Origin of the sequence: Haloarcula sp. Atlit-47R, assembly GCF_003665985.1 — an archaeon.
Classification (GTDB): domain Archaea; phylum Halobacteriota; class Halobacteria; order Halobacteriales; family Haloarculaceae; genus Haloarcula; species Haloarcula taiwanensis.
In genome coordinates, this window is the sequence record NZ_QPLQ01000002.1 from 638423 (window position 1) to 652539 (window position 14117).

The 14117-nt window shown below is 62.6% G+C and carries 14 protein-coding genes; 11 read left to right on the plus strand and 3 right to left on the minus strand.

Annotated features, from left to right (window positions below):
* Positions 1 to 25 precede the first annotated feature (25 nt).
* The 3 genes from htr1 to cofG all read left to right on the plus strand — a co-directional run bounded on the left by htr1 (position 26) and on the right by cofG (position 3617).
* Positions 26 to 1612: a sensory rhodopsin I transducer Htr1 gene (gene htr1 / locus DVK00_RS10970; RefSeq protein ID WP_101349252.1), complete on the plus strand. Its 1587-nt coding sequence runs from the start codon at positions 26 to 28 to the stop codon at positions 1610 to 1612.
* Positions 1612 to 2322 carry a sensory rhodopsin I gene (gene sop1 / locus DVK00_RS10975; protein WP_121577710.1) on the plus strand — a complete coding sequence of 237 codons (711 nt, stop codon included), beginning with the start codon at positions 1612 to 1614 and terminating at the stop codon, positions 2320 to 2322. Before htr1 ends, sop1 begins: the two co-directional genes overlap by 1 nt.
* 188 nt (positions 2323 to 2510) lie before the next feature.
* On the plus strand, positions 2511 to 3617 hold the full coding sequence (gene cofG, locus DVK00_RS10980) for a 7,8-didemethyl-8-hydroxy-5-deazariboflavin synthase subunit CofG (RefSeq protein ID WP_121577711.1): 1107 nt from the start codon (positions 2511 to 2513) through the stop codon (positions 3615 to 3617).
* Positions 3618 to 3819: 202 nt separating this feature from the next.
* On the opposite strand, the gene cofH is transcribed toward cofG, so the two are convergent.
* Positions 3820 to 5172 (minus strand): 7,8-didemethyl-8-hydroxy-5-deazariboflavin synthase subunit CofH, encoded by a 1353-nt coding sequence (gene cofH / locus DVK00_RS10985; protein ID WP_121536343.1) that lies wholly within the window; start codon positions 5170 to 5172, stop codon positions 3820 to 3822.
* Between the two features lie 114 nt (positions 5173 to 5286).
* Positions 5287 to 6303 (minus strand): sodium:calcium antiporter, encoded by a 1017-nt coding sequence (locus DVK00_RS10990; protein ID WP_101349248.1) that lies wholly within the window; start codon positions 6301 to 6303, stop codon positions 5287 to 5289.
* A gap of 152 nt (positions 6304 to 6455) precedes the next feature.
* On the opposite strand from DVK00_RS10990, the gene DVK00_RS10995 reads away from it, so the two are divergent.
* Positions 6456 to 7490, plus strand: a complete 1035-nt coding sequence (locus DVK00_RS10995; RefSeq protein WP_101349247.1) for a phosphoribosylaminoimidazolesuccinocarboxamide synthase — start codon at positions 6456 to 6458, stop codon at positions 7488 to 7490.
* 24 nt (positions 7491 to 7514) lie between these two features.
* Here the strand turns inward: DVK00_RS10995 and DVK00_RS11000 are convergent, their stop codons facing one another.
* Positions 7515 to 8498 (minus strand): formyltetrahydrofolate deformylase, encoded by a 984-nt coding sequence (locus DVK00_RS11000; RefSeq protein WP_101349246.1) that lies wholly within the window; start codon positions 8496 to 8498, stop codon positions 7515 to 7517.
* 120 nt (positions 8499 to 8618) lie between these two features.
* Between DVK00_RS11000 and DVK00_RS11005 the strand changes: the two genes are divergently transcribed.
* The 7 genes from DVK00_RS11005 (at position 8619) to DVK00_RS11035 (ending at position 14094) form a co-directional block, all read left to right on the plus strand.
* Complete coding sequence (locus tag DVK00_RS11005) at positions 8619 to 9494, plus strand: GAF domain-containing protein (protein WP_101349245.1); 876 nt, start codon at positions 8619 to 8621, stop codon at positions 9492 to 9494.
* Positions 9494 to 10159: a hypothetical protein gene (locus DVK00_RS11010; RefSeq protein WP_121577712.1), complete on the plus strand. Its 666-nt coding sequence runs from the start codon at positions 9494 to 9496 to the stop codon at positions 10157 to 10159. The genes DVK00_RS11005 and DVK00_RS11010 overlap by 1 nt, the downstream gene beginning before the upstream one ends.
* A gap of 50 nt (positions 10160 to 10209) precedes the next feature.
* Positions 10210 to 10464, plus strand: a complete 255-nt coding sequence (purS, locus tag DVK00_RS11015) for a phosphoribosylformylglycinamidine synthase subunit PurS (RefSeq protein WP_121577713.1) — start codon at positions 10210 to 10212, stop codon at positions 10462 to 10464.
* 52 nt (positions 10465 to 10516) lie between these two features.
* Positions 10517 to 11194: a phosphoribosylformylglycinamidine synthase I gene (purQ, locus tag DVK00_RS11020; RefSeq protein ID WP_101351395.1), complete on the plus strand. Its 678-nt coding sequence runs from the start codon at positions 10517 to 10519 to the stop codon at positions 11192 to 11194.
* A 457-nt stretch (positions 11195 to 11651) separates the two neighbouring features.
* Positions 11652 to 12611 carry a substrate-binding domain-containing protein gene (locus DVK00_RS11025; RefSeq protein WP_101349242.1) on the plus strand — a complete coding sequence of 320 codons (960 nt, stop codon included), beginning with the start codon at positions 11652 to 11654 and terminating at the stop codon, positions 12609 to 12611.
* A gap of 32 nt (positions 12612 to 12643) precedes the next feature.
* Positions 12644 to 13330, plus strand: coding sequence for an ABC transporter permease (locus DVK00_RS11030; protein WP_121577714.1), 687 nt, complete (start codon positions 12644 to 12646; stop codon positions 13328 to 13330).
* Positions 13330 to 14094 carry an amino acid ABC transporter ATP-binding protein gene (locus DVK00_RS11035; RefSeq protein WP_101349240.1) on the plus strand — a complete coding sequence of 255 codons (765 nt, stop codon included), beginning with the start codon at positions 13330 to 13332 and terminating at the stop codon, positions 14092 to 14094. The genes DVK00_RS11030 and DVK00_RS11035 overlap by 1 nt, the downstream gene beginning before the upstream one ends.
* Positions 14095 to 14117: the final 23 nt, after the last annotated feature.

Sequence of the window (14117 nt, forward strand, 5' to 3'; positions counted from 1 at the left end):
GGTAGTTTCAGACTACTATCCACATGTGACTGTTTCTAGTGTCAAGCAGAGCTACGGGGCCAAGCTCGGTGTCGGATACATCGCAACGGCTACCCTCCTTATCACAGTCGGGGTGGTAACACAGGATGTCGCATCAACAGTCGTCGCCGGCATCGCCGGCTTACTGACACTTGGCTCGATCAACGCAGCCGAAACGGTCGCGAGCATCACCGAGTTATCAGCACAGACACAGCGGGTGGCAGACGGGGACCTCGATACCGAAATCGTCTCGACGCGGACCGATGAGTTCGGTGACCTTGCTGACTCCATCGAGCAAATGCGCGTCTCGTTGCGCGACCGACTGTCAGAGATGGAGGCTGCGAGGGCGGACCTCGAACAGGCACAGATTGACGCAAACGAGGCACAGGCCGAAGCAGAGGCCGCTGAGGAGGAAGCACGGGAACTCGCCACAGCCTACCAGGAAATTGCAACAGCGTACGGGACGGTCATGGCAGACGCCGCAGACGGCGATCTCACGCAGCGTGTCGATGTGGCCACTGAGTACGACGCTATGGAAACCGTCGGCCAGTCGTTCAACAGGATGATGGACGAGCTACAGGAGACAATCGAGACGGTCACCGCCGTTTCCGAGCGTATCACAACCGAAACTGACGAGATTACCGAAACGAGTCAGCAAGTCCAACAGGAGGTAGACGCGGCTGTGGAAACGGTTGCCGATATCCAGACGCAGGCAACCGATCAGCAGACAAAGCTCGAATCAGCTGCAGCCGATATTCAGGACGTGAGCGCGTCGGCAGAGGAAATCGCCGCGACAATTGACAACCTTGCCGACCGGAGCCGTGAGGTCGAGGAGGCCAGCAACGACGCCCGGGCAGCCTCAGAAACAGCCCTGACAGAGATGGACCGGATACAGGCTGATGCAGCTGAAGCTGTCACACAGGTCGAGACCCTCCAGCAGCGAATGGCCGAGATAACCGACATCGCGGACATCATCTCCGAGATTGCAGAGCAGACGAATATGCTGGCGTTGAATGCGTCGATAGAGGCCGCTCGCGCTGGTGGACAGGGCAGCGGCGCGGACGGGGATGGGTTCAGCGTCGTTGCCGACGAAGTCAAGTCACTCGCTGAAGAGACGCAGTCACGGGCTGACGAGATAGCAACGGTCATCGCTGAGGTCTCTGAGCAGACAGAAGAGGTGACAGCCTCGATACAGGCGACCGAAACGCGAGTCGAAACTGGTACTGAGACCGTTGAGTCGGCCCTGTCGGAGATTGCGACAATCGCGGAGGCCGTCGACGACATCTCAGCATCCATCGAGGAGATGCGACAGACGACCTCGGAACAGGCAGACACCGTGCAGGCGACGGCCGACTCGATAGAGGTTGTCACTGAAGCAAGTGCGGAGACGGCGACTACTGCAGAGGAAATGTCGACACAGATCCGTCGGCAGCGGGACGTCGTCAAGTCGATCTCCGACTCACTCGATTCCTTCCGCGAAACCGCGGTTGACGACCTCGAATCCCGGGTGCGACTATTTACTGTTGACACAGATACTACGGCGGCGAGCCACAGACGCGTCGCAGGGTCGCCGTCAGTCGGGGGTGACGACTGATGGACGCCGTTGCAGTCGTGTACGGGATAACCGCCGCGGGCTTTGCGGTCGGTGTCGCTATCGTCGGGTTCCTCTATGCGTCGCTTGAGGGGTCCGACGAACGGTCGGTTCTGGGGGCGTTGGCGCTTATACCGGCAGTTGCAGGCCTCTCGTACGTTGCGATGGCGTTCGGTATCGGCACCGTAACCATTGGTGAGACGACGCTTGTCGGGTTCCGATATCTCGACTGGGTGGTGACGACGCCGTTGCTCGTCGGATTTATCGGGTATACTGCGGGCGCGTCGAGACGGGCGATTGTCGGGGTTATGGCGGCGGACGCCCTGATGATACTTGCAGGCGTCGGGGCGGTTGTCACTGCTGGAACACTGAAATGGGCGCTGTTCGGCGTCTCGGCGATGTTCCACGTCTCGCTGTTTGCCTACCTGTACCTCGTCTTCCCGCGCTCAGTTCCGGACGACCCACAGCGTATCGGTCTGTTTAGCCTCCTCAAGAACCACGTCGGGCTGCTGTGGATCGCGTATCCGCTCGTCTGGCTTGCTGGCCCCGAAGGACTTGGGTTCGCGACCTACGTCGGTGTCAGCATCACCTATGCATTCCTCGACCTGCTGGCGAAGGTCCCCTACGTGTACTTCTTTTACGCCCGACGGCAGGTGTTCGCCACGAAACTGCTTCAGGAGTCGGGCGACGCCACAGTAACGCCGGCGGACTGAACAGGTACGACCACAGAGGTATCGTCGACCACGCGGTACTTCGGCGCGGATACCGGTTCACAGGTGCTCGGCGTGTAGCGACACACTGATTCTGTTGCCGCGCGCCCTGTTTCGACCGCCTACAACTACTGGCACAGGCTATCACACACGACTGAAACTTTTTATCCATAGGGTGCAGACCCCGGAACGTGATACCCGGCACGGACGCGTACGACATCGCCATCGACATTCCGGACGATGACGTCGAGCGCCTGCTGTCGGTGATGCCCGAGGACGTCGGGGCGGCGTCAGCACTGTCTTACTGCCGGAACGTGTTCCTGCCGCTGACGACCGCGTGCCGATACACCTGTACCTACTGCACGTACTACGATCCGCCGGGCGAGGCCGAACTGATGGACCCAGATGAAATCCGGGAGACGTGTCGCCGGGGGGCCGACGCCGGCTGCACCGAGGCGCTGTTCACCTTCGGCGACGACCCGGACGACCGCTACACCGAGATACACGCCCAGCTCGCCGCGTGGGGTTACGACTCCATCCACGAGTATCTCCGCGAAGCCTGCAAAATCGCGCTGGAAGAGGGGTTGCTCCCCCACGCCAACCCGGGTGACCAGACGCGCGACCAGATGGCTCACGTCGCCGACCTGAACGCCTCGATGGGCGTCATGCTGGAGACGACCACCGAGGTGCAGGCCCACGGCGGTCCACGAGCAAAAAACCCCGGCCAGCGGCTCAACACCCTCCGAGTGGCTGGCGAACTCGGCGTCCCGTTCACAACGGGTATCCTCGTTGGGATCGGCGAGGACTGGCACAACCGCGCCGAGAGCTTGCTCGCTATCCGCGAAATGCACGAGCGGTATGGTCACATTCAGGAGGTTATCGTCCAGCCTGTCGTCGAGAACGAGCGATGGCGGAGCGGCTCCCCCGACCTGGCGACGATGCGCCGGGTGACGGCGATGGCCCGTGCGGCCCTGCCCGAGGCGGTGTCCGTTCAGGTCCCCCCGAACCTTGCGCCCGCCCGTGACCTGACCGACTGTGGCATCGACGACCTGGGCGGCGTCTCCCCAGTGACGGTCGACCACATCAACCCAGAGTACGAGTGGCCCGCTCTACAGGAGTTGACTGCCGTCGCCGAGGCCGCCGAGGTGCCACTGACAGAGCGGCTACCGGTCTACGACCGGTTCGTTGATAACGGCTGGCTCTCGGATCCCATCGAGGCGGCCATCGAGGCTGATACCGACGCCGGCGAACGGTTCCGGTCGATACTGAACCGGGGCGAGAATTCGGGAGCCTCCTGAGACTGCCTGTCGGTTTCTTCGCGTGAACTGCCGTTACAGTCGGAGCAGATCCCGGACACCAATCACCTAGTCGTCTAGGCCATAGCTACACATACACTGGCACACCAATATATATCATGCCTGGACGTGCCTCTGACAGCAGTTCCAGGCAAAATACTCTACCACAATGGCCACGGCCAGTGCCCAGCCGTGGTCTACTACTTCAGTCGAGTAACGGCGTTCCGTCAGCTTGTGGTCCGAGTTGCGGGCCGAGCACGTCGGCGTCAGGGTCGATGACGCGGCGCTGTTCGTAGTCCGTCGAGCGCTCGACGGGCGTCCGGCCGATAGCGGAAATCATATCGGCGTACTCCTGAAACGAGCGGAACTCGCCGTAGTCGCCGCCGGCGCGCTTGGTAATCTCCTCAGAGAGGATTGTCCCCATGAAGTCGTCGGCACCGCAGGTGAGCATCTTCAGTCCCTGCGTGTCGCCATATTTGACCCACGAGGCCTGAATGTGGTCGATGTTGTCGAGGAACAGTCTGGAGACGGCAATCAGCAGTTCGTCTTCGTCGACCGTTGCGCCGCCGTCAACCATGCCGCGCTCGTACAGCGGCGTTTCCTCGTGGACAAAGGATAGCGGGACGAACTCCGTAATCGCGCCGGTCCGGTCCTGCAGGTCGCGGATACGCTTCAGGTGCAGCGCGCGATGGCGTTCGTTCTCGACGTGGCCGTACATCATCGTCGAGGTCATATCGAGACCGACCGACGCGGCCGCCTCCATCGCTTCGAGCCACTCGTCGGTCCCAATCTTACCCGGACAGATAACGTCACGGACCTCATCGACGAGGATTTCGGCGGCGGTGCCGGGGACACTGTCGAGCCCGGCCTCTTTCAGCCGGCCGTACACCTCCTCGTAGGACCAGTCGGTGCCGCGGCGGGCGTGATAGGCCTCCTCCGGCGTCATTGAATGGAGGTGGACGTCGCCGACGTTCATCGCGCTGAGTTGTTCACAGTAGGTGGCCGGGTCTTTCTCGTACTCCGCCGGCGAGCGGTAGTTCAGGTCGCCGCGGTCGCTGGTCTCCAGTATCTCTCTGTGTTCGTCGTCCAGCGCGAGCGCGGGGTGGAGTCCCGACACCGAACAGACCTCGTAGATGCCGCGGTCGAGAGCGTCCCGAACGATTTCGCGGGACTCGCTCGGCGTCTTCGTGAAGCCGCCGTGGTCCTCCTGATACTCGCTCCGGAACTGCTCGGAGCGGTCCTTGAAGTTACAGAACAGACAGCCCGTGTTACAGGCCGTCGTGACGTTGTTGTTGAGGTTCGCGACGAAGGTGACCTCGTCACCGACGACCTCGGCCCGGCGTCGGTCGGCCGCTTCGAGCACCTGCTCTTTCCGGTCGTGGTCGATGCCGTCCCGGTCGGTGCCCGTGGTAAAGAGTTCGACTGCGTCGTCGACTGTCAGTCGCGTCCCGTTTCTCGCCTTGGCGAGCGCGTTCTCGAACGACTGGTCAGTCGTCGGACGGTACTCGAACTCGGTGGAGCCGTCCGGGGTACCGACGGTCTCTGGGACGTCCGGCATTGCTGGACAGGAGGGAAAGAACGGTCAAAAGCGTATGGGTACGCACACGGTCCACAGGGTCGGCAGGACCCCGTGTTTCGGGCCACACGGGGCTGCGGTTCCGGGACCGCTGCATCAGGTCGGTAACACGCCGCCGACCCAGCCCGCAGTCTCGACGATAACCCAGGCGACGAAAACCGCATAAGCGCCGAGCAGTGCATACGATTCGAGTTCGCTCAACACGAGGTCGGTCCGGAGGACGGTAAACAGGAGAATCGTCGCCCCGGTCAGGACGCCGAACATCGGCACGGCCATCGCAAAGTCGACGGTCCACGTACCGGCAATGAGAACGCCAAGCGGGATGGCGACGAGCAGGTCAAAGGTGTTCGAGCCGAGCACGTTTGCGAGCGACGTGACCCCGCGGTCGTCGCGGGCTGCTTTAACACTGACGAGCGTGTCGGGGAGGCTCGTCGCCGCCGCGAGAATCGTCACGCCGAGCAGAAACTCCTGAATGCCGGCGGCCCGGCCAATGACGCCGACTGCGTGGACGAGATTCTCCACGGCCACGAGGATGACAGCCAGGCCCAGCAGGAGGAAGAGCCACTCCCGCCTGACCGAGATGTCGGCAGTCCAGTCCTTTTCAGGGTCGTGGTCGGCCGTATCCTGATACTGGATGAAGACGTACAGGCCGTAGAGCGCGAGCGGAATCGCCGCCAGCGGCCGCGTGATGACGCCAGTGAGTGTGGCCTCGCCGGGGTAGTAGATGACCGCAAGCGCCATCGTGATGAGCAGGACCGAGACGGCGAGCATGTAGAACTGCGCCTCCTTGTAGACGAGCGTCCGGCTCGCTTCGAGTTGGTCGTCCGTGGCGATGCCCGCAGCAGCGGGGATGATGAGGATGTTGAAGATAGCTGAACCGACGATTGCGCCGACGCCGAGCGGCATCGACCCGCCAAGCGCCGCGACGACGACGGTCGCGACCTCCGGGAAACTCGACCCGACAGCAACGATTATCGCACCCTGGACGACTTCGGGGAGGCCGTAGTACGTCGCGAGCCGTTCGCTCGACGATTCGAGCCAGTCACTGCCTTTCCAGATTGCGACCGTCGCGGCGACGATGATCGCAGCCTCGACCAACAGACTGGGAGCCATCAGCCAATCAGTCGATGGCCCGACGGAAAACGTTGCCTTCCGAGCGCGAGTGATACTGCCTGTAGCGAATTTCGCTACCGCGAATACCTTAAAAATAGTTACAGCCAACAGTATGAGAAACGTCTTTGTCCCCGGCGCGAAAGGCGGGCACAATGACGAGCGTCAAGGACTTCCGCGTGGACGAACCGGCGACGGCCGAGGAACTGGGCCGCGGTGCGTTCGTGTTCACGGACGACTACTCTGTATTCGACTGGGGGAAGATGCCGGACCAGATCCCCGACAAGGGCGCGTCGCTGTGTACGATGGGCGCGTACAACTTCCAGCTACTGGAGGAGAACCACGTTCCGACACACTACGAAGGCGTCAGGCTCCCCGGCAACGACGAAGTGGTAGACCTCGGCGAGGCGCTGTCTGCCGACGCCGCCCCCGAAGAGATGGTCATCGAACTCACGCAGGTCCCGGACCTCCCGTTCGAGGGCGGTCGCTACGACTACGACGCCTACCACCGGGGGGCCAACGAGAACTACCTCATTCCCCTGGAAATCGTCTTCCGGAACCGCGTGGGCGTCGGGTCGTCACTTCGGTCTCGGACCGAGCCCGCAGACCACGGCCTCGACTACGACACCTGGCCCGAGGAGGTCGTTGACCTGGACAGGCCAATCGTCGAGTTCTCGACGAAATACGAGGAGCAGGACCGCTACCTCGACCGCGAAGCGGCCGACCGCATCGCCGGGACGGCCGACATCGATCGGCTGGAAGAACTGGCCCGGGCGGTCAACCACATCGTCACCCAGCAGGCCGCCGAGGCCGATCTGGTCCACGAAGACGGGAAGATCGAGTGCCTGTACTACGACGGGGAGATTCGCGTCGCCGACGTGGTCGGGACGTTCGACGAGAACCGCTTCTCCTACGAGGGCCAGCAGGTCTCGAAGGAAGTCATCCGCCAGTACCACAAGCGCACACAGCCCGAGTGGGTCGCGGCTGTAAGCGATGCCAAACAGCAAGCCGACACGGACGGCGTCGCCGACTGGAAATCCCTCTGTGCGGAGTCGCCACAGCCGCTCGACGAGAACGTGATTCAGGTCGCGCGGGACCTCTACTGTGCCGGCACGAACGCCTATGTCGGGGGGAGCGTGTTCGACGCGCCATCACTCGACGAGGCCGTCAGCGCCGCGAGCGAACTCTGAGTGATTTAAAAAGGTAGCGCGTTTTTAGTCGTCAGCCTCTATCTCGCCGTCGTCCTCGGCGACGAACTCGCCGAGGCCGTCGATGGGACGGTCAGGGTTCAACTGGTCGAGTTTCTCCGGCGCGCCGAGCTGGGCTGAGGTTTCCTCGGGATCCCGCAGTTTCGTCCGGCCGCGGTGGACGCTCACTTCATCGTTGAGGTGGAGCTTGATCGCCTCGATGAGCGCCTCAGCTTCCAGCGGCTGACCGATCTGCTGGAGTTCCGCCTCAGTGGCGTCGTCGGGGACGTTGAACGCTCGCTGAGTGATAATCGGTCCCTGGTCCAGGTCGGTCGTCACGTAGTGGGCGGTGACGCCGGCGATGCGGACACCCTCCTCGATGGCCTGCATGTACGCCGACGCGCCAGGGAAGGCGGGCAGCAGGCTCGGGTGGACGTTGATGATGCGGCTCTCGTAGCGGAAGACCACATCCGGCGAGAGGATGCGCATGTAGCGGGCCAGCGCGATGAGGTCGGCATCGTACTCCGCCAGCAGGTCGAGCAACTGGTCCTCGTCGGGCGTGCCCTTCTCGTCGCCGATGTCGTGGAAGGGCACGTCGTACTTCGCGGCCAGCGGTTCGAGGTCGTCGTGGTTCCCGATGACCACCTCGATGTCGGCTCCGAGATCACCGTTGGCCCACGCCTCGAACAGCGCTTCCAGACAGTGTGACTCCTTCGTGACGAGAACGGCGATGGTCTGTGTCTCGCGGTCGGCCGGGAATCGGACCTGCACGTCAACGCCGAGTTCGTCGCCGAGTTCTGTGAGGTCCTCGCGGAGTTTCTCCTCCGTTGTCACCATCTCGGACGTGTCGACGCGCATGGTCATCCGGAAGACCCCCTCCCGGACAGCCTGGTCGAGGTCCTCGATGTTGATACTGCGCTCGAACAGCAGCGAGGTCACTTCGGCGATGAGGCCCGTGTCGTCCTCACCGACGACCGTAATCTCAGTCAAATCGCGCGTCACGATACCCACCTCCGGACAGCGTCGTGATTCATTTGACGCAGAGTCGGCAGTCCCACGGCAAAAGCCTTCGTTTTCCACCGAGCGTGGACACCAATCCTTTGTGTATCCGTCTGTGAGTGTACGGTCGTGATGAGTGATTCGCCGACCGTTCTCTGTGCCCAGCCGGACGCTGGCGAGCGCGCAGAGACGGCCGACGCACTTGCCGACGCCGGACTCGCTGTCAAGGAAGTCGGGTCCGTCGAGACGCTGACCGAAGCACTTGACCGGTCGGTTGACTGTGTTGTGACGGCCTTCGACTTCCCGGACGGCGACGGGTTCGACGTAGTAGACGCGGTCCGTTCGGTAAACCCGGCCTGTGTAGTGGCTCTCTATACGGAACACGCACCGTCAGACCTCCCCCGCGGCAGTCCCGAGCAGGTCGTCGAATACGTTCCGCGAACGGTCCCAGAATCCCGAGAGCGGCTTGCAGATGTCGCGGCCATGGCTGCCGCCGAGATAACGCAGGCAGCCTATCCAGTTCCAGAGACCGAGACCGAACGGCTGGCAGCCGTCCAGCGGTACGATGTCGACCAGCTGGCAGCGACCGACGCGTTTGACCGGTTGACGGCACTTATGACCAGCCACTTCGACATCGACGTGGCCTTCGTTGGCCTCATGGACGAACACGAGGAGCGGTTCGTGGCGTGTGAGGGAGCCAACTGGCGGACTCTCGCCCGCGAGGACACCATCTGCACCCACACGATTCTCACAGACGAGACGATGGTCGTCGAAGACACCCACGAAGACCCACGCTTCGCCGAAGTCGACGCGCTGAAACAGCTCGATATCAGGTCCTACGCCGGCGTCCGACTTACAGACAGGGAGGGGAATGCAATCGGTGCCGTCTGTTGCACCGACAGCGAACCACGGCGCTACACGCAGGCAGAACTAGACGACCTCCAGCGGTTCGCTGACGAGGTCGAGGAACAACTGCTGTTGCGACGCCAGCTGCAGGGGGATGCCTGATGTCACACCAACAGAACGAGCTGTACGCGTTCGACGGACTGCCGCTGAATCCGGTCGAACCGGGGACGAGCCTGCTCGTAACCGGCCCTGTTCTGAGCGGAGCGCGGGAGATGGGACTGCGACTGCTCTGTAGCTCCGACGCCGACGGCGGGACCGTCCTCGTCGCGACGGACAGCGACGCCACGACGATATTGGAGGATTTCGAGCGCCACGGCGGCATCCTCGACCGCGACCGGGTCCGTGTCATCGACTGCGCACAGGAAAGCGGCGAGCTGCCGGAAGACAGCGTTTCGGCGGTCAACACGCCGGCGGACCTGACCGGCATCGGTATCGAGTACTCCGGCCAGTACGAGTCGACGTACGCCAGCGGCTACACGCGGGTCCGGACCGGTATCATCACGCTGACGCCGCTGCTCGTGTACAGCGACGACGTGCGGGCGGTGTACCGGTTCCTCAACACCATCACCGGTCGGATCGGAACCGCAGACGGTCTCGGCGTCTGCGTGCTCGACCCGGACGCTCACGGGGAGCAGGTCGTCGAAAGCGTGGCACAGTTCTTCGACGGGCGAGTCGACGTTCGCGCCGACCGGGAAGACTTCGAACTCCGCGTGACCGGCCTGCGCGACCAGTTGACCGACTGGACGCCGCTCAGTGCCGGGACCTGAGTGTCGGGAGAACACAAGCGTTTTCTCTACTGCCCGCTCGCTTGCCAGTAATGACTGCCTTTACCGCGACCGTCACAGTCCGGCTCAAGCGGGGCGTCCTTGACCCCGAGGCCGAGACGACCCAGCGCTCGCTGGAACGCCTCGGCTTCGAGCTGAACGACCTCCGTTCGGCGGACGTGTTCGAACTGGACCTCGACGCCGACAGCGCCGAGGACGCGGCCGAACGCGCCGAGGAGATGGCCCAGCGACTCCTCGCGAACCCCACGATCCACGACTACGACATCGAGGTGACTGAGACAGAATGAGCATCGCCTCGCAACTGACGGCGATGCTCTGTTCTCACACGGAGTGGTCACTGTGACTATCGCCGTCATCCAGTTCGGCGGCTCGAACTGCGACCGTGACTCCGTCCAAGCGCTAGAGTCGCTGGACTTCGACGCCGAACTCGTCTGGCACGAAGACGGGCTTCCCGAGGACATCGACGGCGTTGTCCTCCCCGGCGGCTTCTCCTACGGCGATTACCTCCGTGCCGGCGCGATGGCCGCCCGCTCGCCCATCATGGCAGAAGTCCGCGAAGCCGCGAGCGAAGGAACGCCGGTGCTTGGCATCTGCAACGGCGCACAGATCGGCTGTGAGTCATCGCTGACTCCCGGCGCGTTCACGACGAACGAGAGCGCTCGCTTCCAGTGTGAACACGTCCACCTGCGCGTCGAGAACGCCGACACGCCCTGGACCAGCCAGTACGAAGAGGGAGAAGTCGTGGAGCTCCCCATCGCTCACGGCGAGGGTCGGTACGAGATTTCCGACGAACGGCTGGATGAACTCGAAACCGAGGGCCGGATCCTGTTCAAGTACTGCGACGAGAACGGCGATGTCACACCCGAGGCGAACCCGAACGGCTCGAAGCACAGTGTGGCCGGCGTCACCGGCGAAGCCGAACACGTCGCTGTCATGATGCCCCATCCGGAGCGGGCAACACTGTCGGACCTCGGTCGGACTGACGGCCAGGGCGTGCTCGCGGGCTTCGCCGAGTAACGTTCACGGACCCGCCTGTCATCGCGACGGTTTCCGATGCGACTGTTCCGGGCTCGAACAGCCGTGTAGCTATCTGGGGTTGTTTCAAAGGGGAAGGGACCAGCGGAGCGTGTGACATCGTCCGGCGGCCCCTATAGTGGCTTTGGAGGTCAAGCCGTATAAATACACGCGTACCGGAGTGGAAGTGAAATCCAAGCGGACAAAGCATTTGGCTGCGGTTGATGGCAGTCGAGTGCGTCAGCCACTCGCATCCGCTCTGCTCAACTGTTCATCGCTGACGGAACAGCGGTCACCACTCGATTCGTGTCTACCGCAAGTGGCTACATTGTCGCAGGTGCTTTGTAGGACGACGAGCCACGGGGGGCCGCTATCGCTTTCGCACAGGTGGACCTAACAGAACGGATGCAACGGTTTATTCAGCATAAATTATATTTGCTATTAGGTCAACGATGTATCTATGCCGATACAACGAAGAGAGTTCATTGCGGCGATAGGGACCGGGGCGTTAGCAGCTACCGCCGGGTGCGCCCAGTCCGGGGAAAGCAGTGGCCAGACCGAAGCGGCAGCGGAGTCCGGAGGGGGCAGTCAGCCAGGCGTGTCGGGCGAGACCCTGACGCTTACGACGACAACAAGCACGTACGACACGGGCCTGCTTGACGAGATTCACCCCGATTTCGAAGAAATGTACGGGGTGTCCGTCGACGCGGTCGCACAGGGGACCGGTGCGGCCCTCGAGTCGGCCCGTAACGGTGACTCGGACATAGTGATGGTTCACGCCCGCGGCCTCGAAGACGAGTTCATGCGCAACGGGTACGGGGTCAACCGCCGAGACCTGATGTTCAACGACTTCGTCATCGTCGGGCCTGAAAGTGACCCGGCAGGGATTCAGGGCATGGGCTCGGCGACCGAGGCGCTGACTGCTATCGCCGAGTCGGAGGCCCAGTTCGTCTCACGCGGGGACAACTCCGGCACCCATACGAAGGAACTCAATCTCTGGGAGGCCGCGGGGACCGAGCCGGGCGGGGATTGGTATCAGGAGACCGGGACTGGGATGGGGGAGGCACTGAACATCGCCAACCAGCAAGGCGCGTACACGCTCTCGGACCGCGGGACGTACATCTCCCAGCGCTCGGAGATCGACCTCGTTATTCTGGTGCAGGGGCCAATCGAAGATGGACCAGAAATCCTCGCAAACCCATACGGGATTATGGCAGTCAACCCCGGCATCCACGACAACGCGAACTACGACCTGGCGATGGCATACATCGGGTGGATTACCAGCCCAGATACCCAGGACGCGATTTCGAACTATCAGGTCAACGGGGAGCAGTTGTTCTTCCCTGAAGCCGTCTCCGAAAACCCAGACTTCCAGCAGTACGTTCCAGAAGGCTGGAGTAGCAACTCGTCTGACGAGTAAGCGTGCCCCTCGAGTCAGTCGGATACCTGCCGATGGCCGTGGTCGACCTTCCGTTCCGGGACGGCTACGTGTCGAGTATCACGTACGTGTCGCTGTACGTGAGCATTATAGCTGTGACGCTGAGCACGCTGTTCAGCATCCCGATTGCTATCGTGATGGGGCTGTCCGACTTTCACGGCAAGCAGTTCGTGAAGTCAGTCATCAACACGGGGATGGGGTTTCCCAGCGTGGTCGTCGGCCTCGTCGTGCTGTTCACCGTCTCGAACCAGGGGCCGCTGGGGGAGTTGGAGCTGATATTCACCAAAGAGGCGATGATCATGTCACAGTTCGTCCTCGCGACGCCGCCGATTACCGCCATCAGTCTCGCCGCCATCAGTAGCGTCGACGACAACGTCCGCGACGCCGCACACGTCCTCGGCGGAACACGCCTCGACGTGGCGCTGGTCGTGCTCAAGGAAGCCCGATACGGTATCGCAACGGCAGTGCTTGCGGGCTTTGGCCGCGCCATCAGCGAAGTCGGGTCCGTGCTCATCGTCGGCGGGAACATCACGAGCGCGAGCGGCATCTCGAAAACACGGACGCTGACGACCGCGATTCAACTCGAAGCCCGGCAGGGACAGTACGAGACGGCGATGATTCTCGGGGCCGTGCTGGTCACTCTCGTGTTGACGGTCAACGCTATTGTCATCCGACTCGGCGATCAGGGGGTCCAGCGATAATGCTCGAAGTCACGGACGTGTCCCACGCCTACGGGGCCAACGACGTGTTCAGAGACCTCTCTGTCGGGGTCAATCCCGGAGAGGTCGTCGCCGTCATCGGCCCGTCGGGCGTCGGGAAGACGACGTTGCTCCGACTGCTCGCGTTCTCACTGGAACCGGACCAGGGGACGATCACCTTCGACGGCACGGACGTGTGGGCCGTCGACGAGGCGACACGGCTGTCGTTGCGCCGACGCATCGGAATGGTGTTTCAGGAGGCGAGCTTGTTCGACGCGCCGGTCGCTCGGAACGTCGAATACGGGCTTCGAGTCCGCCGGTCGTGGGCCGCCCGACTCCGGCACGAACTCCAGTCGGTAGTTCGCTCGAACGGCACCGCGGACGCCGTTTGTGAGGCCCTCGATGTTGTCGGGCTACGCGAGAAGATGGATCAACACGCGGACTCACTCTCGGGCGGGGAGGCACAGCGGGTGTCGTTCGCCCGTGCGCTGGCCTACAACCCGGACCTGCTCCTGCTCGACGAGCCGACATCGGACCTCGACCCGCGAAACACCGCAGTTATCGAGGACGCGATTGCAGAAGCTCGGAACCGGGGTATCGGTGTCGTGGTGGCGACACACGATATGCACCAGGCGGAGCGGGTCGCCGACCGGGTCGCAGTGCTACTCAACGAGCAGATAACCGAAATTGCCCCGACAGAAGAGATTTTCCAGAACCCGTCGGACCACCGCACACGGAAGTTCATCTCCGGCGAACTGGTCTACTGACCGCTTCGTACTCTACTCCGATC

Bases quoted from the DNA above. Each gene is read 5' to 3' on its own strand.
- sop1 (WP_121577710.1), top strand. From the start codon at position 1,612: ATGGACGCCGTTGCAGTCGTGTACGGGATAACCGCCGCGGGCTTTGCG.
- cofH (WP_121536343.1), bottom strand. From the start codon at position 5,172: ATGCCGGACGTCCCAGAGACCGTCGGTACCCCGGACGGCTCCACCGAG.
- DVK00_RS10990 (WP_101349248.1), bottom strand. From the start codon at position 6,303: ATGGCTCCCAGTCTGTTGGTCGAGGCTGCGATCATCGTCGCCGCGACG.
- DVK00_RS10995 (WP_101349247.1), top strand. From the start codon at position 6,456: ATGACGAGCGTCAAGGACTTCCGCGTGGACGAACCGGCGACGGCCGAG.
- DVK00_RS11005 (WP_101349245.1), top strand. From the start codon at position 8,619: ATGAGTGATTCGCCGACCGTTCTCTGTGCCCAGCCGGACGCTGGCGAG.
- DVK00_RS11010 (WP_121577712.1), top strand. From the start codon at position 9,494: ATGTCACACCAACAGAACGAGCTGTACGCGTTCGACGGACTGCCGCTG.
- purS (WP_121577713.1), top strand. From the start codon at position 10,210: ATGACTGCCTTTACCGCGACCGTCACAGTCCGGCTCAAGCGGGGCGTC.
- DVK00_RS11025 (WP_101349242.1), top strand. From the start codon at position 11,652: ATGCCGATACAACGAAGAGAGTTCATTGCGGCGATAGGGACCGGGGCG.
- DVK00_RS11030 (WP_121577714.1), top strand. From the start codon at position 12,644: ATGGCCGTGGTCGACCTTCCGTTCCGGGACGGCTACGTGTCGAGTATC.
- DVK00_RS11035 (WP_101349240.1), top strand. From the start codon at position 13,330: ATGCTCGAAGTCACGGACGTGTCCCACGCCTACGGGGCCAACGACGTG.